Source organism: Candidatus Clostridium helianthi (genome assembly GCF_045310795.1).
Classification (GTDB): Bacteria; Bacillota; Clostridia; order Clostridiales; family Clostridiaceae; genus Clostridium; species Clostridium helianthi.
This window is the reverse complement of sequence record NZ_JBJIAB010000029.1, coordinates 24129-46540: the sequence shown is the minus strand read 5'-3', so window position 1 is coordinate 46540 and position 22412 is coordinate 24129. Positions and strand designations below refer to the sequence as shown.

The following is a 22412-nucleotide window of genomic DNA, read 5'->3' as shown; positions in this document are numbered from 1 at the left end:
ATATTTATTATAACATGAATTCATAGAATTTATATTCTTATTTTCATTCATAATTATTGGGAAGCTAATAAAAGCTCCCCAAAATTTAATATTTTTAATTATAGAAACCTAGTTTTTACATTGCTTTGAAAATATATTTGTTAGATTTAGTTTTTTAACTCTTGATCTTATTTCATCATTATCTATACTATACAATCCTAAATCTTTCATCCTTTCAAAATATTCTGCTCCTGAAAATGTATATCTTTCACTCATTTTTCCTTCCTTAACTTTGTCATTTGCATATGCAATAATATCACCTGTAGCAAGCTCTCTTGGCAATTCTAATAAAGGCTTTTTCTCCAAATATTGAACTGCATTATAACCTGCTAAAGTCCCTGTAGTCATAGCCTCAGTATGACCTACAAAGAATCCACTTTTTTCACCTCCACAAAATAAATTTTCAACTCCATTTACTTGCATTGAATTATTTCTAGGCGCAGCACATAAATATCTAATTGAATTACCATTACTTCCAACTAGTGGATCTATATAAACTACATTTTCTAATCCTTTTATTTTCCTTAATTTATCTAGTGGATAGTGAGATGTCATAAGCTTTACGCGTCCTGTATCTAATAATATAATATTCTCTGCAAATTCTAAGGTCGCATATTGCTGACATACCTTTTGTTCTAACTTTTCTAAATGTACATCTTCCTTAGGTATAGGAATAACTACAACCCCATTTTTCTCTAATTCTTTTATTATGTCTTTTGATAAAGATTCTCTAGGAAATTCACAAGATCCGCTCATTGCACCCTTCATTCCATTTGCTCTTTCTCCTACTAAGTCATTTACTCCTGCTCTGCTGCTTATACTAACTCTTGCGCCAAAGCTAGGACATCTTAATGTACACATGACGCATCCATTTCCATACTTCACACAATTAGGCATTGATCCTGTTGAGCCTGTAGTTTCTACAAATACATCTCCATTTATAATATCTTTATTAAATAATACCAATGATTTTATTTTATTGTCTTTCATATTTACATCTGTTATTCTACTTTGCAGAAATATTTTAACTCCACATTCTATTAAATATCTTCGAACAATAGGCTCAGCTTTACCTATATCACATAGCCATGCATGTTTGTGTTCTGGGAAATCTATATTCTTATGAATTGCTATTGAATCCATAATTCTTATGAAATCACCTGCGCCAAGATTTATAAGCTCTTCTGCAGCAGTATATCTTCCATTATTCCTCATTATTCCCCCAACATTTCCTACTCCAAGTAGCAAGTCAGTTCTCTCATATAACTCAACTTCTGCACCTAATTTTACTGCTTCTAATGCGGCTGAGCACCCTGCCCATCCTCCACCTATAATTATAACCTTCATTTTATTCTCCTTTAAAATAGTTATCTATTATATATTGTATTCAATTTTTTGTCTAAGTTGAGTCTTATCATGTTTACTGATCAAATTCTCTAAAAATTTATCACCACTTATTAACGTATAAAAAAGCCAAAAAGCTGATCTTGTCTGCTTTTTGGCTCCTTAAAAATCTATAACGCTGACTATAATTCCTGAAATAATTTTTATCTAGCCATTATATAAATTTTTTTCATGTCTTCCATATTAAGTTTTTGGAATTCTCCTATGGTTCTAGTATCTTTGAAGCTACATTTATAAGCTAGTTCATTAATTTGATCATCTGTCAAATTAACTCCAAGTTCTTTTATTGATATTGGCATATCAATGGAATGATAAAAACTTTCCATTGCTTCGATTCCCTCTAATGCAACTTTTTCTGGATTATAAAAGTCATTGGTTATTCCCATTACGTTTACAGCGAATTGTACAAAACGGCTTATATTACTTTTGTACACATACCTAGCCCAGCTTCCCCAAACTGCTGCCAAACCAGCTCCGTGGGCAACATCAAACATACCTCCAAGTTCATGTTCTAATTGATGACATGACCAATCACCAACTGAACCACATCCAGTTAAATCATTATGCGAAAGACTTCCTGCCCACATTACTTCAGCACGTGCATTATAATCTGTTGGATTTTCCATTAATATTTTTACATTATGAATCACTGTTCTCATTAATCCTTCGCTAATTCTATCTGTTATCTCCATGCTCTGTTCTTTTGTAAAATAACGTTCCATAGTATGCATTAATATATCAGTAGCTCCACTGGCAGTCTGATATTTAGGTAATGTATAAGTAAGTTCCGGATTCATAATTGCAAATTTACAACGTGCATACTCAGAATTACATCCTCTTTTCAGCCATCCTTCTTCATTTGTAATAACCGATGAATTGCTCATTTCACTTCCTGCAGCTGCAATAGTTAAAACTGCCCCAACAGGTAAGCAGCCGGTTGGAATAACTTTTTTACTATATATATCCCATACATCACACTCATTAGCCACGCCATATCCTATTGCTTTTGCTGAATCAATAACACTGCCTCCCCCAACAGCTAATATAAAATCTACCTTTTCCTTTTTGCATAAATTGATTCCTTCATATACTTTTGAAAGTCTAGGATTAGGTACAACTCCGCCTAAGCTAACATAATCGATTTCAGCTTTCTTTAAAGATTCAAAAATTTTATCTAAAAGCCCAGACTTTTTCGCACTGCTTCCACCAAAATGAACTAGGACTTTCTTACAATTTTGATTCTTTATAATAGTGCCGATCTGTTTTTCTGAATCCTTTCCAAAAATCACTCTCGTAGGAGCATAAAATTCAAAATTCTTCATTATTAATGCACTTCCTTATTTCTAATTTAGTATTAAGTTCTTTAATAATATATTACTCCTTCGAGACAACTCTAAGTCAAGAGAAATATATGAATAAAATAGTAAAATGAAAAACTAACTTCTTGATTGCAAGAGTAAATTCATCTTACAAGAAGTTAGTATCAATTGAATACTTAACCTATCACAGCTTCAAATAAAAATTTATTATTGAATACATATAAGTTAAAATTATATTATTAAACTAAATTTAAGATATTGCATTATAAAAAATACACTCCTAAAGTTTTATATTAAAATAAATGATATTATTTAAAATATTACCAACATTCTAAGTTTTAGATTTTTATTTTTCTATTTAAAGACCTTTAGAGTGTGATGTTATTCATTTCATTTATCATGTTGGTGACTAGATCATCCATTCCTATATTTTCTAGCCCACTAGGAACTATAAAATTAGGATCGTCTAACTCTCCACCAGCTTTAGCTATAATTTGTTTTGCCCTTTCGGCATTATTTTCATCTGTATTTACAATCACCTTATAATTTACATCAGCTATTTCCTCAAAACCGCCCATACCGCTTACCATTGGATTTGCAGCTGCCATTGGCCCATAACCTGGATCAACCGTAGGATTATCGTTAGATAGTATTAAGTTTGCTAAACTATTTGTGCTGCTTTCAGTACCTGGCCTGTTTTGTCCTGGGTTATCATTTGTATAATGATCATTTATATCTGCCACAGCATCTTTTATGCCTATTTTATTTAATGCTTCTACAGCTTGATTAGCTGCTTTTATACCGCTAAAATAACCTTCTATCTTCATAAAAAATACCTCCTCTTATACTTTTATTCAGTGGTATTTTTTCACTATGTTTAAACTATTATTCCTAAATCTTGAATATCTAAATATCTTTTTTTAATTTTTTGCACTAAAAAGCAACTGCAGGGTTGCTTCATTTACCTATCCCGCAATTGCTTTTTTATAATTACCTATTTATTGGGTTCACATGGATATATATAATTTCCTATAGTACGAACTCTTAATCTTTCTGGATCACATTCTTCGTGTTCTGGAATTACGAACACTATTTTACGCTCAATAGTTCCACATGCATCACGATCGCAAGGATCTTCATGTGCCATTGTTACAAATCCTTTGAATGCAAGTATTCTATCGCAATCATCATATAAAATAGCTGCAATAGCTACTTTTTTGCCTAAGCAAACATTATTTACTTTTATTTTTACTGTTACTAATTTTGCACCATGCTTTTCCAAATTAACTGGTTTTGATTTGATTGTACTACATAATTCGCAGTCATGCTTAGTACACTTACATTTATTTTCATATCTTTCCATTCTATACAACTCCTTGCATATAAACTCAAAATGAAATAAAAATTACTTATATTGACTTGGTCATTTTAAATTTTTTATAGTTACATATATCATTAAAATATATCTTCAACATAAAGTATAAGTTGATATATGTTCTCCAAAATCAACTGAGTATCTTTAAAACGCATTTATTGCACATATGCACTGCTTTATCAGTAACGGATCTTTAATGAAAATATTTAATGTGCTTCCTATGTTTATAATATATTCTGTAATAAATATTTATGTGAAAGAAAACGACATTTTTTCCTATAAAATAAAATCATAAATTTAAACAAAATGACATTTCCTGTAATAATATTCTTTTTTCTTTGCTATTATTTGAAAACAAATATAAAATTAGTTATGATATAATAGATATACAACTGTTTTAGGGGGACATATATGATTGGAACATTACTTATAAACAGGTATGAGTTGCTTGAAAAAATAGGTGAAGGTGGTATGGGAATTGTCTATAAAGCAAAATGCCATTTATTAAATAGATTTGTAGCTGTAAAAATATTAAAATCAGAATTAAGTAATAATGAAGAATTTATTCTCAGATTTAAGAGAGAGGCAAATTCAATTGCAAGTTTATCACATCCAAATATAGTAAATATTTATGATATTGGCTCAGAGAATAATATTAATTTTATTGTTATGGAATATATTAATGGTAAAACATTAAAACAAGTATTAAGGGATAATGTACGTCTCAGCCCTGATACTACCTTAAATATATCTTTACAAATGGCTGAAGCTTTAATATACGCTCATAAAAATAATATAATTCATCGAGATATAAAGTGTGATAATATTTTAATTTCAGATGATAACATTGCAAAATTAACAGACTTCGGAATTGCAAAACTTCCAAATTCTTCAACAATAACAAATTCAAATAAAATTATAGGTTCAGTACACTACTTTTCACCTGAGCAAGCTAAAGGAGGATACGTTGATTTCAGAACTGACATCTATGCTCTTGGTATTGTCATGTATGAAATGATTACTGGAAATGTTCCTTTTAATGGGAAAACGTCTATTTCAGTAGCAATTATGCATATACAAGAGCCTGTTATTCCTCCAAAGAATTTTATTTCAGATATACCTGAGAACATTAATTTAGTAATTCTAAAAGCCTTAGAAAAAAATCCAGCTGATAGATTTAAATCAGCTAAAGAATTTGCTAATGTTTTAAGCTCAATAAAAGAAAATCCCAACTTAAAAATAGACTTTGATAGCACATTAATAGAAGATTCAACTGTCATGATTGATACCCATAAAGAAATTGATCCCACTGTGATTATGAGCAAAGAGCCAATACAAGAAACTGTGCTATTAAAGAACGTTACTAATACTTTACATATAAACAACCTAAAAAGTAAATCCAAAAAATTTATTTTACCAATTGGGATGATTGCGTTTTGCATTGCTGCCTTTGCCTTAGGCGAATATTTCTATGGAGGATTCTCTAAAAGTACAGGATATAAAGATTCTCCTATAAATAGCAGCATCGAAGAAAATACTTTAGGAACCACTAGTAAAGAAAATAATGACAAGTTGCAACCAAGTGAAGAAAGGCAAGTACCACTATTAGTTGGAAAATCTCAAGATACTGCTGAATCTATTATAAATAGTAATGAATTTTTACTTGGAAATATAAGTTATGAATACAGCGATAATGTAGCAAATGGTCTAGTTATAAGTCAATCTCCTACTGTTGGTACCTCTTATGAAAAAAGTGGAAAGATAGATTTGATTATAAGCCAAGGACAAAAAGTTACTCAACCTGCACCAGAAACAAGAAAAAATAATAGCAATAATAATAATAATAATAATAATGGCAATGGTAACGGTAATGGAAAAGAAAAAGAGAAAAAGCAAAAAAATAAATGACCAAAGGAAAGTTTATCTCCTTGGTCATTTCTTATTAAAATTGAACTTTATACCCTGATATGAGTAGTTTCACGACAGCATTATAACTTTTAATTCCTTCTGTTTGACCACCAGCTTTTAATATCTTATCATATACATTATCATACAGCTTTGATATTTTACCTCTATAATTGCTCCAGTATAACGAATCATTTTTTAATTCTAATTTCACATTATCTGAAAGTTCATTATTTATTCTTTTAAAGGCTTCTTGATTGAAATAATATAAATCATTCATGCAGTAAGAATACGCTATAAGATATCCGCTATATTGATATTCATAATTTTTAGAGTTAGTGCATGCTAGAAAACTTATATAATTTGCTTCATCTTCACTATTAAAACCTCTTACATGGCTCAATTCATGACAAATTGTACTTGGAACATTCCATTTGGGCATATCATTATTATAATTAGCTTCAATGGTAAAAGTTGTTTCTCCTTCCAACAATTGATATGACATAAGTTTTGAAAAAACAACTGGCTTTGGATTTGGATAAAAACCTTGCAAAGACGGATAAATTTCTCCTATATGTTCCATACTAATTATTCCTTCTTTTTTTGAATCATAATCTAGCTTTAATAGTCCATCTTCATCTCTTTTTATCTTTCCATCTAACTCATTCAATCTAACTTTTAAATAGTCACAAAGTTCTATTAATTTTTCTTCTGAATTATCCTGCACTTTTAATCCAGTTAATTCAACAAAATTTGATCTGAATGAGTTTATCCCTAGAGTCATTATATTTAAAAATACAAATGCTGATATATATATAAGCACATTTGAAGTAGCTCTTATTATTATTTTTTTTAATGAATGTTGTTTTGAAAAGAGTAGATATGTATAATTTAATATTCTTACAAGAATATATATAAGGAAAGCATATAATATTATTTCGTATACTGAAAATGGTATTAATGACAAACATCTTGAAAGTGTATTTACCAGTGTTAAATAAATATACTTGTAATAGAAATTTGAAAATCCATATATATACCGTGCCATTGCAAATAAAATGATGCTGAATCCAAGTAGTAATCCACTTATTATAAACTTAGTTTTAATTGATATATTCTTTTTTCTTTTTAGTAAATTTCCCATTCTCAATGTTCCTTTCTTACTAAGAAACTAACCTTCTAATATTGTAAATCAGTTCCAATATCATTATAATATCACTTTTTATTTTTACATTCTATACAAAAAAAAACAGTAAATTTATAAATACAAATTCACTGCCTTTTTATAATTCCCATACATATATTACAATATTGATTTTGTAAATAAAATTTACTCCTAAAATACTATATGAAAAACCTTCTAAATATAAAGTGCCATATAAATAGCTTATATAACACTTTGCTAACATTAGATTAATTATATATGATTTGTGACCTCATATGCATCCCAGATAGCATACATAATATTCGAAACCTTACGTGCATCTCCTAATAGATAAATTTCTGGAATCTCAAATTCCAATTCTCTATATAAAGAATTTTCTTCTTTATATCCTACTGAAAGTATTACTGAATCACATTTGATTTTTTCTACTCCATTTTCTGTTTCTATCTCAAGATTTCCATCCTTATAAGCTTTAACTTTTGAATTTACTTTTACTTCAATACTGTTAAATGGTATTAATCTTTCAAGCATTTCACTATTTGCAGAACACAAAGGCCCATTTAGTGAAAGAATCTTATGCAATGCTTCTACTATAGTAACTTTCTTACCCTTCTTAGCTAGATGAAGTGCTAATTCACAGCCAACTAATCCACCACCAACTACTACAGTATTATTACCTGACTCTTTCTTTCCTAATAATACATCTGCTGCTGTAAATACTTTCTCATCATCTCCCAATGAAAATACTTTAGGAGTAGATCCTGTTGCTATTATCACAGAATCTGCCTTATAACTTAGTATTTGTTCTTTTGTAATTTCGCTATTTAAATTAACTTCTACATTTAGTTCCTTCAATGTATTTGCATACCAGTTAGCTAATGCAATATCATCTTCTTTAAAGTCTGGCGAACCTCCTGGTATAAGATTTCCACCTAATCTATCAGTCTTTTCATAAAGTACTGGTTCATGCCCTCTAAGAGCTAAAACCCTTGCTGCTTCACAACCTGCAACTCCACCACCAACTATAAGTACTTTTTTCTTTCCTAATATAGGAGTTAATGCATTGTCCTTTTCTTTACATGCTTGTGGATTTACCGCACAGTTAAGCATAGCATAATTTTGAAGACGTCCCATACATCCTTCTTGACATGATATACAAGGTCTAATTGAATTACACTTATTTGCCCTTAATTTATTTACATAATCAGGATCTGCAAGAAGTGGCCTTCCAAGACTCACAATATCACAAGTTCCATTTTCAATTGCCTCAAGAGCCATATCAGGATTATCCATTCTTCCAGCACATATTACTGGAACATCAACAGTTTCTTTCATTAATTTAGCATATGGTCTGTATAACCCCTTTTCTTGATACATTGGTGGGTGACTCCACCACCATGAATCATAAGATCCAACATCTGTATCTAATGAATCATATCCATAGGATACAAGTAACTTAGCAGCTTCAATACCTTCTTCTAAATCTCTTCCTTTTTCAATAAATTCTTCTCCTGGAAGTGCTCCATCTCTTAAATCTTTAATAAAACTCTTTGGAGAATATCTAAGAGTTACAGGGAAATCCTCTCCACATCTATCTTTAATTTCTTCTACTATTTCACGTGCAAATCTAAGTCTATTTTCTAGGCTTCCACCATATTCATCAGTTCTATGATTAAATAATGAAATAGCAAATTGATCTATTAAATAACCTTCATGTACAGCATGAATTTGTACACCATCAAATCCTGCTCTCTTTGCGTTATAAGCCCCATCTCCAAATTTTTTAACTATAGATTTAATTTCATCTATTGTAAGTTCACGACATATTTTATCAAGCCATCTATGTTGAATTGCTGATGGTGCAACTGGTGGATATTCTCCAAGATTAGTAGGAATTGTAACCCTTCCAAATCCACCTGACATTTGTAAAAATACTTTTGCATTATATGCATGTATCCTTTCAGTCATTTCTTTGCTTGTTCTAACAAAATGTACTGGGTTATGTGTAGGACATGGAGTACTTGGCATACCATGTTCTTCTACTTCATTATCCACAAAAGTAACTCCAGTGATAATTAGGCCTGTCCCACCTTTAGCTCTTTCAGTATAGTAATCAATTCCCCTTTGATTAAATCCACCTTCGCTATCAGCTAGTCCAAGTGGTCCCATTGGCGCTAATGCAAAACGATTTTTTATCTCACAGTTACCAATTTTAATAGGTTCAAATAGCTTTTTATACTTATTCATAAATTTCCTCCTATAATATTTGAACGTTTAATTATCTGATTACATTAATTTCCTTATTTAACTATATTATAATACTGCAAAAATAAACATGTCAACATTTACATGTTTAACAGTTAATATTTTTCTATTTCACTTTATATTTTACTATGCTAAAATTGTCATTGGATAAACTCAAGCGAATAAGCTACAGAAATATTAGAGGTGCATGTATGAGAACTTTAAAATATGCTATTTTAGGACTTATTAATAGAAATCCTTTAACCGGATATGATATAACAAAAGAATTTAATTCTGGTTTAGTTGAATTTTGGTATGCTAAGCATAGTCAAATATACCCCGAATTAAAAAAATTAACCGATGAAGGCTTAATTTCATATGAGACTGTTATACAAGGAGAAAAGTTAGAAAAAAAGTTATATACTATAACTGAAAAAGGGCGAAAGTCATTGCAGAAATGGCTTTCAAAAGACGATCCTTTAGAGCCAACCCCAAAAGATATTTTTAAACTTAAAGCTTATTTTTGTGATGAGATGGATCACGATACTTTAATAAAGCAGTTTAAAAATACACTAACCAAACACATTGAAAGATTGGAATACCTTGAAAATTCAATGGATGAACTTTTAAAAATAAAAGACATTTCAGCAGTATCCTCTCCAGGTTTCGGGGACTATATAATATTGAATGGAGCCATTATGCGAGAGAAATCATACATAGATTGGCTGGAAGATTGTTTAAGAAAGATGCATTTATAGTTTGCAATTTTCTTGGTAAATTAATCTTTAACTGCTTAAATATAGATATAGATAAACAATATATAACTTAGACTTATGCAATAATCTGCCGAAAGTAAAAACATTGTTATTTCACAGGACTATGAAAATTTCGCTGAAAGTACTAAATTGCAGGTTGTATCCTCTTTACAAAAATAAATTAAAAATTAAAGTTATTTTTATCAATAAAATCAGAATTATTTTTTCAATGTGAAAAAAACTATATAATAAAATATCGTAAGGAGGATCACAAAAATGAAAAACTCTAGATCAAAAAGCTTATATATATTAGTAATAATATTGTTTATAGTACTTATATCTGCATTTTCTTTTTTCAGATATTCCAATAGTAATCCGCCCAAAGGCAATAGTGATTTATCAAATAATGAAAGCCAAGACTCTTCATATTATAAAAGTCTATATGGTACTTGGACTATTGAAAAGCATATACCTTCCAATATAAAAACTACTCTAAGTGAGTCTACTATTTCTCTATGTATAGGCCAAAAATTTACTATAGAGAAAGATAAGATTTCTTCAATTTACGGAACTGTATCTGATCCAACTATTAATGAAGGAACAATTACAGCTACAGAATTTTATAACACTTATAATGATACTTTCAAAAATCTTGGTATTTTAGGTGATAAAATTAAATATATAAAAATAACTCAGCCTGAAAAGACAACTCATTCTGCAACTCTTTTTATTACAGATGATCAAAAAGTCTATGCTTTATTAGGTGGAGCACTTTTTGAGTTAAAGAAACAGTAAAAAAGCTAAAAAGATAACTAAATTAATTCTAGTTATCTTTTTAGCTTTTTTTATGACTTATTTCCTTGATTTCTCCATGAATTAACATATTCATCTAAAATTTTATGAAGTGCCTCTCCAATCCTTGAATATGCATCATCATTAAGATTAGCCAGAGATATTCTAATTGACCACTCTGGTCCTTTAAACCCTCCACCACTTAATAGAACTATAGATGATTCCTCAGCCAATTTGTATAAAATATCTACTGGCTTATAGTTAATTTGAAGATATTCACCAAATTCACTTCCATAATAGCAAGTAGCCCATTCTAATAAATCAAATTCTGTATAATATGCAGCATCATACGGATCTTCTCTTAAATCTAATCCGAGGCCATTAAACAAAAGTTTTTGTCTTCGTTTGCAAATATCTTTGGTTTGTTCTTTATATATGTTTTCTTCGTCTAATAGAGCAAACGCACAAAAGAAGGCCATTTGAACTTGCTGTGGAGTTGATAATCCTGCCGTGTGATTAAGAGCTACTTGTCGGCTGTCTGCTACAATTCTATCTATAAATTTTATATCATCTGGAGTCGTTGAAAGATCTCCATACCGCTGCCTTAACTCAACCTTTTTATCTTCTGGTAAATTCTTTAATAATTTATCAAAGACATTCTCTGAATAAAGTGATATTGTTCCAAGTCTCCATCCAGTTACTCCAAAATATTTTGAAAAAGAATAAACACCTATCGTATTATATGGCAAGTCTGCCATTAGAGATCTATAATTATTTACAAAAGTGCTGTAAACATCATCTGAAATAATCATTAAATTAGGGTTATAATCTTCTACTATATTTATTAACTGCTTAACGCTCTCTGGTTTAATTGCTACAGAAGGAGGATTACTTGGATTAACAACGAATAGAGCCTTAATACTACAATCTTTAAGCTTATTAAGTTCTGATTCTGGATATTGCCACGTATGAGTTCCATCCTCTGTAAGTTCTGTCGCTTCAATATGTATAATTTCAAAGTTATAACGCGGCAAATGTGGTATTTCCAAATAAGGTGTAAAAACTGGAACCATTAGTCCTATTTTGTCTCCAGGAGCCAGCAATTCATTTGCGATTAAGCTATCGAATATATAACACATTGCTGCAGTAGCCCCTTCAACTGCAAAAATGTTAAATCTACCTACAGGCGGTTTATTGTAACAAAGCTCTGAGACAAGATACTCATGAACAATTTTTTCAATATGTATTAGCATCCGATCTGGCACTGGATAATTATCTCCTATAATAGAATCTGTAAGCTCAAATATCCATGAGTCTGCATCAAAAACTTGATTTTTAATACCATAATCGATTATTCTTCTTAAAAGCTCTATTCCTGGCATCTCTTTATTTTTGTCTAGAAAGTTATAAAATCTTTCAGCTATCCCCTCTTTTTTAGGCATGCCAGCTAAATCGCCATCATTCCAAACTCTTCTTGTTTCTTCTACTGCAAAAATTCCAAAAGTAAAAAAAGCTTCTCTAGGTGTTGCAGCAGTCCAGTTAGGATTGCCTCTTCCTGCGTTTAATAGCGTACGTGCGCTCTTTTTTCTTTGACCTTCAGCTAAATTTATTAATTCATTTTTGAATTCAAATGGACTTATTTTACCATAAACTTTTTCTATTTCTTGACGCTGAACATTTTTAATACTCATAAATAGTACTCCTTACTCAAGTTATATGAACATATTTGTTATTATTGTTCAACAAGTTAAGATAATTTATTCCTAACTGATCATACAACTTTTTATAAGAATATTTTTTCAAATACTGCAAACTTATCAAATATGAACTTAAATTCCCACGGAAATGTCTCTTGAATATAAGCTTCAAAGATGTTATTATTATTTCACGGCAAGAAAATGCTTGTCATTATAAGTAATTTTCGTGCTAGATGGGGAGCTAGCGGTGCCCTGTAACCTGCAATCCGCTATAGCAGGATTGAATTCTCATTATAGGCTTTAATCTATTTGGTCAGCTTAATACAAGTGGTGTTGAGAATCGGGTCCCATGCAGCAGAAACTCATGAATTCCGTCAGATCTGGAAGGAAGCAGCGGTAAATGATAACTTCTGAGTGCCGTGGATAAACCTAGTTTGAGCTAACTATATTAGTAGCGCAAGTATGTTAATTGTCAACAATGAGTGCACGTTTCCTTGATTATTAATTCTGAGATATTCGTTAAGCTCTTATTTTGAACCTACAAATTAAATTCGGGAGTTTAATATTTAGATGATGAAATGTACTTTTGAGTGAATCCTTTTACGGTTTTAAAAGCGATTGAGGCATCTTTGAAAACACCCACCTGTCGAGAGATAGGCGTCAAAATTGGAGTACCGATATTTTGGATCTTATTTTAGAGATTTAAAGCCAATGCTTAACAATATTAAGCATTGGCTTTTTGTTTTTTTCTAGAAACAAACCAAATTCTATCCATGATTTTCTACCTTAATAAGTTTTAAAACTGATGATAAGCCAATTAGAATAAAAAATGCAACTGCTAAAAAACATGATATCATAATAACAACGCCTTCCCATCCATATAAAGACCAAAACGTTCCTCCAGCAGTTCCACCAACGCTTGAGCCAACATAATAAAACAATAAATAAAGGGATGACGCCTGAGCCTTATCATGAGTTGCTATTTTGCCAATCCAACTACTAATTATTGAGTGTCCTGCAAAGAAACCAAATGTTAAAAGAGCTATTCCAATAATCTTTAGCAAAAGACTTACATTTAATGTAATGCTTATCCCAAATAACATTATAAAAATTGAAATGCATAACATTATATATTGTCCATGTTTATCTGCTAGACGTCCCATAAATGTTGAACTAAATGTTCCTACTATATATATTACAAAAATAAAGCTCACTAAAGTTTGGCTCAAATTGTATGGTCGTTCAATTAATTGAAAACCTATAAAATTATATAACGAAACAAAACTTCCCATAATTAAAAATCCAATACAATATAAGCAAAGAAGATTAGGATTCTTTAAATGATTAAAACTCGATTTAATTAAATTTTTAATTTCAAAGGACCTAGCCTCGAAATGCTTTGATAAAGGCAGCTTTCTCCAAAACAAAAAACTTGAAATAAGGCCTAAAATACCTATAACCGCTAAGGCTAATCTCCAGTTAAAAAAATCATTAACTACTCCTATAATAATACGTCCACTCATTCCACCTATAGAATTACCACTTATATATAATCCCATTACTAATCCTAAACTTGATTTGTCAATTTCCTCACTAATATAAGCCATAGCTATTGCAGGCAATCCCGCTAAGACAAATCCTTGCAAACATCGTATTACTAGCATACTGTTAAAATTAGGAACAATAGCCGTCAATACTGCTAGTATTGATGAAGCAAAAAGAGAAAAACACATAATTGGCTTTCTCCCAAGAACTTCTGACAATGAACCAAAAATCAACATACTAACAGCCAATGTACATGTTGTAACTGACAGCGACAAACTTGCCATTGTAGGTGATATACCAAATTCCTTAGACAAATAAGGCATTAATGGTTGTGTACAATATAAAATCGCAAATGTATTAAAACCGCCAGCAAATAAAGCAATACTAGCATGGCGAAATTCACGTGTACCTTTTTGAATATAGCTCATAATAATCACTCCATACTTTATTCTATGAAACATGGTTATAATAACCACTATAATTTTAGCACAATGAATTATACGTTTAATTTATAAAAATAGTGTAATATTTTGTATTAGGCTTATGATAACGTTTATAGATGTATATTTCTACAATTTTCATAAAAACATAAACAAGGTAAAAAATATACCTTATTCTTAAAAATGTAACCGTTAAAAATTCATCTATATTCTTCCTATAATTCAGGCCTTGACATTGATGCAATGTGGAGTTTATTATATGATAGATACTATATATAGTATTAAAAATATAAAATATAAGCATGAAAAAGAGGTATTGTATGTATCCAAAAGATTTTAATTATAAAATGCCTGCTGAATGGACTGCTCATGAGCGTACATTCATATCTTGGCCAGTAAAAGATTCAATGTGTCATCCAGATAACTATAAAGATGTTTGTGCTGGATATGCAGAATATATTCAAGCAATTGCTGAATTTGAACCAGTTTCAGTAATTGTTAATCCATATGAATTGGATAATGTAAAAAAACTTTTTAGTGAGTCTAATATAGAACTACTCCCTATTGAACATAGTGATGCATGGCTTAGAGATAATGGCCCTACATTCCTAATTGACGATGAAGGAAATAGAGCAGGTGTAAATTGGAAGTTTAATGCCTGGGGTGAAAAATATGCACCATGGGATTTAGATGATAAAGTAGCTCCGCAAATTTTAGAACATTACAATATTAAAAAATTTGATGCTCCTTTAATTATGGAAGGAGGTTCTCTTCATACTGATGGTGAGGGGACATTGATTACTACTGAGGAATGTTTGCTAAATCCTAACAGAAATCCTAACCTTACTAGAGAGCAAATTGAAACATATTTAAAACAATACTTGAACATAGAAAAAATTATTTGGCTAAAGAACGGACTAGATGGTGATGAAACTGACGGGCATGTCGATAATATAGCCTGCTTTGCTGAACCTACTAAAATAATTATTCAAACTTGTGATGATCCAAATGATGCAAATTACAAAATTACTTTGGAAAATATTGAAATCTTAAAGAATTCAACAGACGCAAAAGGCAGAAAGTTTGAAATTATCCCAATTAATCAACCACCTAGAGCTGAATACAAAGGTGAAAGGCTAACTCTAAGTTATCTAAACTTTTATTTTGTTAATGATGGTATTATCTTACCTACTTTTGGTGGAAATGCATCAGAAGCAGACAAAATGGCTGAGAAAGTATTAAGTTTAACTTTCCCAAAAAGAAGAATAAGAACTGTAGATGGAATGGCTGTTATTAAAGAAGGCGGTAATGTACATTGCACAACACAACAAATGCCATTTCCAAGAAACCTAAAAGTACTATAGAAAAATAAGATGAGGTGATAACATGAGAAAAGTTAAAGTTGCAGCTACACAAATGAGCTGTTCATGCAATATTAACGAAAATATTTCTAAAGCAGAAAAATTCGTAAGAGAAGCAGCCGGAAAAGGTGCTCAAATTATTCTACTTCAAGAATTATTTGAAACTCCATATTTTTGTCAAAAAGAGAAATCTGATTACTACGTATATGCTACCGAAGTAGCACAAAATAAAGCAATAAATCATTTTAAAGAAATTGCTAAAGAGCTTAAGGTAGTGTTACCAATCAGCTTCTATGAAAAGAAGAATTATGCTAGATATAATGCTATAGCAATAATAGATGCTAATGGTGAAGTACTTGGAACTTACAGAAAGAGTCACATTCCTGATGGTCCTGGATATGAAGAAAAATTCTACTTTAATCCTGGAGATACCGGATTTAAAGTATGGAATACACGCTACGGAAAAATCGGTGTAGGTATCTGCTGGGATCAATGGTATCCTGAAGCTGCTAGATGCATGACTTTAATGGGAGCTGAAATGATATTCTATCCTACTGCTATTGGCTCTGAGCCACAAGACGGTTCTATTGATTCAAAAGACCATTGGCAAGCTTGCATGTTAGGTCATGCTGCTGCAAATTTAGTTCCTGTAATTGCATCAAACCGTGTTGGGGTTGAAGAAGATGAAGATTCTAAAATAACATTTTATGGTTCTTCTTTTATAGCAGGTCCTCAAGGAAATAAACTTGTTGAAGCTAATCGTACAGAAGAAACAGTATTAGTTGCTGAATTTGATTTAGATCAATTGGAGACACAACGTATTGAATGGGGAATATTCAGAGATCGTCGCCCTGATTTATATAAAATAATTACATCATATGATGGAGATCTAATAATTAAATAGCTACTATTTTCATTATTAGATATTAAAATTTTTGAAAAATAATAAGAGTTAAATACTTTTTAAAGCATTTTAACTCTCTCTAAATATTTTTAAGAATTCATTAGTTCAAAAGCTATGATTATAAGATATCAAACACTCTTATAACCATAGCTTTTATTTTAATCTTATGATATTTATAATTTTTCTTCTCCTCCCTATGTCCCTCTTTATTAATATTTTCATAAGCTATTTACCACACATCTTCCGACCTATTGCATTTCATAGCCTTTTATTCTGTCATTAAAAATTGCTGCTTTCGTAGTTGCTTCTTCGATACAAATCCTCTGTATCCCTGTTTTTTCCATAAATTGTTATATTTTTAAATTGTTTTCTTGTTAAATTTGTATACTTTTTCCTTCATAAATTGTTTTCTTCATACCTTTTTAAATTATTAATTTTAAACATTTTTTACTTTTAAACGTAAATATGTTTTAATTCTTATGTAGTTTTACTTTTATAGTTCTTTAACAGCTTTCCTTGTAGAAATTAATTTCTCCTCTACTTCTTTTATGTTATTTCTAATCATCCCAATATATAACATATCTATTATTGCTAATTGAGAAATTCTCGAGCTAATTGCTCCTTCTCTTATTGATTTTTCTACAGCTGGTATACGAATTACTATATCAGAAATATCAGCTATGGTATTATTTACACTAGCCTTTGTTATTGATATAACTGGAACTTTTCTATGTCTTGCATTTTTTACACACTTAATGACTTCCTTAGTCTCTCCTGAATATGATATTGCTAGTGCTACATCTCCTTCTTCTAATAATACAGATGAAGTTATTTGAAGGTGAGTATCTGTATTACATATACATCTCTTATTCATCCTGCTTAGTTTATAATAGAAATCCTGGCCAACAAGTCCTGATACCCCTACACTAAAGATATAAATATTTTTAGCGCTTATAAGTAATTCAATTGCTTTATCTAAACATTCTTCATCTAGTAAGCTGACCGTTTGTTCCATAATTGAATCTACTGATTGTTTAATTCCATAGATAATATTTTTTGTTCCTAAATCGTTGTCTAAATATTGAAACTGTATAGCTCCTGCTTCCTCTTCTTTGCTAATATTAATAGATAATTTTAGTTTCAATTCATTTAAAGTATTAAACCCTATTTTTTTAGCAAATCTTACTACCGTTGGAGCTGAAGTTTTTGTAGCCTCAGCTATATCTCTTGCAGACATTGATATAATCCGTTCCTTAGTTTCTATTAAATAATCTGCTATTAACTTTTCTCTATCTGTAAAACTGTCATAATTTTGCTTAATATACTGTAATACATTCATAATCTCACACCTTATCGTACTTGGTTTTGCTCTTACAATTATTTTATATTAAAATAAAATCTTTTACCACCATCTATATATTTCAATAAATATAAGTAATCTTTCGTAACTGAAGCTATGACATTTGTTCTAATATCAGCTTTTTGATTTGTTTTAAGAATCTGTAATTCCCCCATATATCTCATATAATTTACATTATCCAATGTAATATCACCGAAGTTCTTGTCTATTGTATTAAATGGCTCTATAGTTTCTCCATTAAGAAGTAATCTACTTTCAGCTGCTCTTATTGCATCTCTAGCCTCATCTATTCTTTGGGTATAAGTTTCTTTTAGCAATTTTAGAGTTATATCATTATAATCTTTTAACTCTATTAGTAGCTCAACTGCATTAGGATCTAATGATGATAAATCTTCTAGTTCTTTTTTACTTGGAAGAGAATCTCCAATGAAAACGCATTGATTTCCTAATGCAAATAAATGGTTAGCAGCTTCTCTTACATTTTTCCCTCTATGATCCTCTAATGTTGGTAATCCATCTTTCAAAGGCGCTCTTCTTCTATTATTTGATTGCACAAAAGCAGAGAATTTAATCCCTCGCTCGCTCAAAATAGCATTTTTTTCTTTCATACATTCTTCAGAGATTCCAGTTCTTACCCTTGGATAAAAATTGTGAAGTGCATCTATATTCTCATATTGTGGTGAATAATTATCTAATCTCTCAAAAAATCTCTTAGTAATTGTTGATGCATTTAATTGAATTTTAATTCCATAAGGATTTTTGCTCATTCTCGCTATTTCTTCTTCGATATACCCAAAATCTATTCTAATAGTCTTAACACCCATGTTACCTAATCCTTTTAAGTCCATGTTTTCTAATTCTAAGAACTTAAAAGTATTAGGTGATATATCACTTATTATATCCATATTATATTCTTTTGCTAACTTAAAGAATTCTATTACTTCCAACTTTAAAACATCATAATTTGCCTCTGGTATATGAAGGGATGTAAATATCCTTGTAATATTAAGGTTATGTGCATCCTTTAACAATTTTATATTTTCTTCTTTAGTATTATCCAATCCAAAATAAACAGAAAATCCATAATTCATAATAATGCCCCTTTGCTAGATTTATATGAAATTAAATAAAAGTTTTTTTATAATTCACGTATAATGATAATTTATTTATATAACTACTATAATTCTATTCTCTTATTCATTAACTAAAAAGACCCTTTCGGGTCTTTTTAAACTTTATTCAATTGGGTCGTCGAAGCCTAAAATGTTAGTAAATAGATATCCACTTGCATATGAAACCAATACTCCTATTAAGAACACTCCAATTTTCCCATTTGCAATTAACAATGCTAAAGGTAGTCCTGATACCCCCATTGCAACTGCTCCTACTTTAAATATCGCCATTGCTGCGCCACCCACTGCAGCTCCTAAACAAGCTCCAATAAATGGTTTACCAAGAGGTAAAGTTATTCCATATATTAACGGTTCTCCTATTCCTAAAAATCCTGGTACTAATCCATTTTTAGCAATTTTCTTTAATCTTTCATTTTTTGTTTTTCTTAGTACAGCTATAGTTGCTCCTACCTGCGCCATTCCAGCTGTTGCTAGTATAGGCAATAATACAGTATACCCAACATTGGCTATTAAATCTGCATGTATTGGAGTTAACGCCTGATGCATTCCTGTCATAACTAATGGCAAGAATAAACCTCCTGATACAGCACCAGATATAACTGCTATAAGAATATTGTCTGATGCTATTGTTTTTGCAACTAAGAATCCTATACTATCTGAAATAGCTCCCCCAACTGGTTGAAGGATAAATAATGCCGCTAAGGCTGAAACTGAAAGTGTAACTAATGGAGTAACAAACAAATCTAATACATCTGGTACAACTTTTCTGCATGCTTTCTCAATAAAACAAGCTAATACTACTACCAATATTACTGATATAACCCCTCCACGTCCTGGAGTTAATTTTTGTCCAAAAAGAGTTATGTTTGCAAGGGTTGCTGATGAGAGAATTCCGCCTAATACTCCACCGAGCATTGGCATTTGTGAGCCAAATTCTTTTGCTGCATTTACACCAACTAAAACTGATAATATAGAAAATACTCCATTTCCTATAAGCCCTATAATTTGAGCAGCTGTTGTTTTTGTATAAGCATCTTTAAAATACACTCCTGCAATATTATTTATTGCAAGCACAAGTCCACAAGCCACAAATAATGGAATCAAAGGAATGAACACATTTCCTAGTTTTTTAAGAATATTCTTAAACTTAGTATCATTCTTTTCCTTCAATTTAGCCTTTGTTTCAGCTACTGCATCTTCTCCTATAACTACCTTTGTTCCTATTATTTTCTTTACTTCTTCAGTTACTTTATTTACCTTTCCTGGTCCATAAATAACTTGTAGTTGTTCTTTAGTCTCAACTATACCAAGAACCCCTTCTGATTTCTTAATATCTTCTACATTAGCTTTTGAAAAGTTATTTAATTCAAATCTACAGCGTGTCATACAATTAGTAACTGATTTTACGTTATCTTTACCTCCAACTAATTCTACTAATCTTATAGCAATCTCTTTATTTGTCATAAATCTCCTCTCCTTTACTTATTATCTATTTCTTGTAACGCTTTAGCTATATAACCTTTATTTTTATCTAATTTAATTCTCGCCTCATCTTTATCTAGCTTTGAAAGTATCATAAATATTGCTAGTTTGACATCATAATCTGTTTTATTTAGTGCTTCTGTTGCCTCTTCCATGTTTATACCCGTTGCTTTACAAACTATTCCTTTCGCTCTTTCAATTAGCTTTTCATTTGTAGCTCTTAAATCTACCATTAGATTTCCATATACTTTTCCAAGCTTAATCATGACACCAGTTGATATCATATTCAATACTAGCTTTTGAGCTGTCCCAGACTTTAGTCTTGTTGAACCTGTTACAACTTCCGGACCAACTACTGGCGCAATTGAAATATAAGCTTCCTTTGCAACATCTGAATTTTCATTACAAGTCACTGAAACTGTTAACGCACCTATTTGCTCAGCATACCTTAATCCTCCTATAACATAAGGGGTTCTTCCAGAAGCTGCAAGTCCTATTATTGTATCATTCTCTGTTATATTTTTACTCTTTAAATCTTTCACTGCTAATTCTTCTGAATCCTCTGCTCCCTCTTTTGCTCTAAATATAGCTTCTTTTCCCCCAGCTATAATTCCTTGCACCAATTCTTCTGAAACTCCATATGTTGGTGGACATTCTGAGGCATCTAATACGCCAAGCCTTCCTGATGTTCCTGCACCTATATAAATTAATCTTCCTCCTCTATGAATTCTTTCAGCTATCATATCTATAGCTTTTGCTATTTTAGGAATCTCTTTTTCTACAGCGTTTGCCACCTTTTTATCCTCATCGTTCATGATTTTTACCATTTCTAAAGTCGATACTTTATCTATATTTATTGTAGTTTCATTTCTGCTTTCAGTTGTTAGATTTTTTAAATTTAAACTATCCACAATCATCGCCTCCATATAAAACATTTAATTTTGACTACGTTTTCACTTGATATATACATCATAACACTTTTGAAATTTTGTTTCAATATATTTTTAAAAATATATTATTTTGTTTCTAAAACATAATTTAGTTGTATCATATTTTCTCTATACCTTTAGGTTTAACAGATTTCTTTATAAGATATTGTTATATTAATTCTAAACAACCTTAATAAAAACCGCTTAAATTCCTTGTGTAAATACTATTACAAATTATCTATAAACATTAGTCTAAATTATCATAAAAACCTCTTGCATAAGAAATTTAAATATGTTATTATATCTTCACGGCCTAAGAACAAATGATATTAAGTTGTTCAAGCAGGCTTATATATTGATTATAAATTCTGGGATATTCGTTAAGCTCTTATTTTGAACCTACACTTAAATTACGGGAGTTCAATTATCTAGATGTGGAAATGTACTTTCATATGAGTCCTTTTACGGCTTTGAAGGCGATTGAATCATCTGTGAGGGCACCCACCTATCGAAGGATAGGGGTCAAAATTAGAGTACCGGTATTTTGGATATTATATAAGACA

The 22412-nt window shown here is 30.6% G+C and carries 17 protein-coding genes and 2 other RNA genes; 7 read left to right on the top strand and 12 right to left on the bottom strand.

What is annotated here, in order from left to right; all coding sequences use genetic code 11:
• Window positions 1-108: 108 nt before the first annotated feature.
• The 4 genes from ACJDTP_RS19155 to ACJDTP_RS19140 form a co-directional block, all read right to left on the bottom strand.
• On the bottom strand, window positions 109-1386 hold the full coding sequence (locus ACJDTP_RS19155) for an FAD-dependent oxidoreductase (RefSeq protein ID WP_168981607.1): 1278 nt from the start codon (window positions 1384-1386) through the stop codon (window positions 109-111).
• A gap of 200 nt (window positions 1387-1586) precedes the next feature.
• Window positions 1587-2765: an iron-containing alcohol dehydrogenase gene (locus ACJDTP_RS19150; protein WP_406762133.1), complete on the bottom strand. Its 1179-nt coding sequence runs from the start codon at window positions 2763-2765 to the stop codon at window positions 1587-1589.
• Window positions 2766-3130: 365 nt separating this feature from the next.
• A complete protein-coding gene (locus ACJDTP_RS19145) occupies window positions 3131-3589 on the bottom strand; it encodes a hypothetical protein (protein WP_077839396.1) in 459 nt (152 codons plus the stop codon).
• Window positions 3590-3756: 167 nt separating this feature from the next.
• Window positions 3757-4125, bottom strand: coding sequence for a hypothetical protein (locus tag ACJDTP_RS19140; RefSeq protein WP_077844130.1), 369 nt, complete (start codon window positions 4123-4125; stop codon window positions 3757-3759).
• A 423-nt stretch (window positions 4126-4548) separates the two neighbouring features.
• Here ACJDTP_RS19140 and pknB point away from each other — a divergent pair, with 423 nt between their 5' ends.
• Entirely contained in the window at window positions 4549-6045 is a 1497-nt protein-coding gene (pknB, locus tag ACJDTP_RS19135; protein ID WP_406762132.1) for a Stk1 family PASTA domain-containing Ser/Thr kinase, read from the top strand.
• Window positions 6046-6079: 34 nt separating this feature from the next.
• Here pknB and ACJDTP_RS19130 read toward each other — a convergent pair whose 3' ends face one another.
• Both ACJDTP_RS19130 and ACJDTP_RS19125 read right to left on the bottom strand, forming a co-directional pair.
• The gene (locus tag ACJDTP_RS19130; RefSeq protein ID WP_406762131.1) at window positions 6080-7186 is read right to left on the bottom strand and encodes a DUF3810 domain-containing protein; all 1107 of its coding nucleotides are present in this window, start codon (window positions 7184-7186) and stop codon (window positions 6080-6082) included.
• A 273-nt stretch (window positions 7187-7459) separates the two neighbouring features.
• Entirely contained in the window at window positions 7460-9454 is a 1995-nt protein-coding gene (locus ACJDTP_RS19125; RefSeq protein ID WP_168981604.1) for an oxidoreductase, read from the bottom strand.
• Between the two features lie 209 nt (window positions 9455-9663).
• On the opposite strand from ACJDTP_RS19125, the gene ACJDTP_RS19120 reads away from it, so the two are divergent.
• Entirely contained in the window at window positions 9664-10209 is a 546-nt protein-coding gene (locus ACJDTP_RS19120; protein ID WP_078117000.1) for a PadR family transcriptional regulator, read from the top strand.
• Window positions 10210-10482: 273 nt separating this feature from the next.
• A complete protein-coding gene (locus tag ACJDTP_RS19115) occupies window positions 10483-11001 on the top strand; it encodes a hypothetical protein (protein ID WP_406762129.1) in 519 nt (172 codons plus the stop codon).
• Window positions 11002-11051: 50 nt separating this feature from the next.
• On the opposite strand, the gene aspD is transcribed toward ACJDTP_RS19115, so the two are convergent.
• Window positions 11052-12689, bottom strand: a complete 1638-nt coding sequence (gene aspD / locus ACJDTP_RS19110; RefSeq protein WP_406762128.1) for an aspartate 4-decarboxylase — start codon at window positions 12687-12689, stop codon at window positions 11052-11054.
• 230 nt (window positions 12690-12919) lie between these two features.
• Here aspD and ffs point away from each other — a divergent pair.
• An RNA gene (gene ffs / locus ACJDTP_RS19105) (signal recognition particle sRNA large type) lies at window positions 12920-13185 on the top strand.
• A 277-nt stretch (window positions 13186-13462) separates the two neighbouring features.
• On the opposite strand, the gene ACJDTP_RS19095 is transcribed toward ffs, so the two are convergent.
• Complete coding sequence (locus tag ACJDTP_RS19095; RefSeq protein ID WP_406762127.1) at window positions 13463-14668, bottom strand: MFS transporter; 1206 nt, start codon at window positions 14666-14668, stop codon at window positions 13463-13465.
• Between the two features lie 332 nt (window positions 14669-15000).
• On the opposite strand from ACJDTP_RS19095, the gene ACJDTP_RS19090 reads away from it, so the two are divergent.
• Window positions 15001-16044 (top strand): agmatine deiminase family protein, encoded by a 1044-nt coding sequence (locus ACJDTP_RS19090; RefSeq protein WP_103698938.1) that lies wholly within the window; start codon window positions 15001-15003, stop codon window positions 16042-16044.
• 22 nt (window positions 16045-16066) lie between these two features.
• The gene (gene aguB, locus ACJDTP_RS19085) at window positions 16067-16945 is read left to right on the top strand and encodes an N-carbamoylputrescine amidase (RefSeq protein ID WP_406762126.1); all 879 of its coding nucleotides are present in this window, start codon (window positions 16067-16069) and stop codon (window positions 16943-16945) included.
• 493 nt (window positions 16946-17438) lie between these two features.
• On the opposite strand, the gene ACJDTP_RS19080 is transcribed toward aguB, so the two are convergent.
• The 4 genes from ACJDTP_RS19080 to murQ all read right to left on the bottom strand — a co-directional run bounded on the left by ACJDTP_RS19080 (window position 17439) and on the right by murQ (window position 21837).
• Complete coding sequence (locus ACJDTP_RS19080) at window positions 17439-18284, bottom strand: MurR/RpiR family transcriptional regulator (protein WP_017209592.1); 846 nt, start codon at window positions 18282-18284, stop codon at window positions 17439-17441.
• A gap of 38 nt (window positions 18285-18322) precedes the next feature.
• A complete protein-coding gene (locus ACJDTP_RS19075) occupies window positions 18323-19396 on the bottom strand; it encodes a DUF871 domain-containing protein (RefSeq protein ID WP_406762125.1) in 1074 nt (357 codons plus the stop codon).
• Window positions 19397-19540: 144 nt separating this feature from the next.
• On the bottom strand, window positions 19541-20902 hold the full coding sequence (locus tag ACJDTP_RS19070) for a PTS transporter subunit EIIC (RefSeq protein ID WP_078117005.1): 1362 nt from the start codon (window positions 20900-20902) through the stop codon (window positions 19541-19543).
• A gap of 14 nt (window positions 20903-20916) precedes the next feature.
• Entirely contained in the window at window positions 20917-21837 is a 921-nt protein-coding gene (murQ, locus tag ACJDTP_RS19065; protein ID WP_207716591.1) for an N-acetylmuramic acid 6-phosphate etherase, read from the bottom strand.
• Between the two features lie 374 nt (window positions 21838-22211).
• Between murQ and ssrS the strand changes: the two genes are divergently transcribed.
• Window positions 22212-22404: non-coding RNA, 6S RNA (gene ssrS / locus ACJDTP_RS19060), on the top strand.
• Window positions 22405-22412: the final 8 nt, after the last annotated feature.

Bases quoted from the DNA above. Each gene is read 5' to 3' on its own strand.
- aspD (WP_406762128.1), bottom strand. From the start codon at position 12,689: ATGAGTATTAAAAATGTTCAGCGTCAAGAAATAGAAAAAGTTTATGGT.
- ACJDTP_RS19155 (WP_168981607.1), bottom strand. From the start codon at position 1,386: ATGAAGGTTATAATTATAGGTGGAGGATGGGCAGGGTGCTCAGCCGCA.
- ACJDTP_RS19140 (WP_077844130.1), bottom strand. From the start codon at position 4,125: ATGGAAAGATATGAAAATAAATGTAAGTGTACTAAGCATGACTGCGAA.
- ACJDTP_RS19125 (WP_168981604.1), bottom strand. From the start codon at position 9,454: ATGAATAAGTATAAAAAGCTATTTGAACCTATTAAAATTGGTAACTGT.
- ACJDTP_RS19150 (WP_406762133.1), bottom strand. From the start codon at position 2,765: ATGAAGAATTTTGAATTTTATGCTCCTACGAGAGTGATTTTTGGAAAG.
- aguB (WP_406762126.1), top strand. From the start codon at position 16,067: ATGAGAAAAGTTAAAGTTGCAGCTACACAAATGAGCTGTTCATGCAAT.
- ACJDTP_RS19090 (WP_103698938.1), top strand. From the start codon at position 15,001: ATGTATCCAAAAGATTTTAATTATAAAATGCCTGCTGAATGGACTGCT.
- murQ (WP_207716591.1), bottom strand. From the start codon at position 21,837: ATGATTGTGGATAGTTTAAATTTAAAAAATCTAACAACTGAAAGCAGA.
- ACJDTP_RS19145 (WP_077839396.1), bottom strand. From the start codon at position 3,589: ATGAAGATAGAAGGTTATTTTAGCGGTATAAAAGCAGCTAATCAAGCT.
- ACJDTP_RS19080 (WP_017209592.1), bottom strand. From the start codon at position 18,284: ATGAATGTATTACAGTATATTAAGCAAAATTATGACAGTTTTACAGAT.
- ACJDTP_RS19115 (WP_406762129.1), top strand. From the start codon at position 10,483: ATGAAAAACTCTAGATCAAAAAGCTTATATATATTAGTAATAATATTG.
- ACJDTP_RS19130 (WP_406762131.1), bottom strand. From the start codon at position 7,186: ATGGGAAATTTACTAAAAAGAAAAAAGAATATATCAATTAAAACTAAG.
- ACJDTP_RS19095 (WP_406762127.1), bottom strand. From the start codon at position 14,668: ATGAGCTATATTCAAAAAGGTACACGTGAATTTCGCCATGCTAGTATT.
- pknB (WP_406762132.1), top strand. From the start codon at position 4,549: ATGATTGGAACATTACTTATAAACAGGTATGAGTTGCTTGAAAAAATA.
- ACJDTP_RS19070 (WP_078117005.1), bottom strand. From the start codon at position 20,902: ATGACAAATAAAGAGATTGCTATAAGATTAGTAGAATTAGTTGGAGGT.
- ACJDTP_RS19075 (WP_406762125.1), bottom strand. From the start codon at position 19,396: ATGAATTATGGATTTTCTGTTTATTTTGGATTGGATAATACTAAAGAA.
- ACJDTP_RS19120 (WP_078117000.1), top strand. From the start codon at position 9,664: ATGAGAACTTTAAAATATGCTATTTTAGGACTTATTAATAGAAATCCT.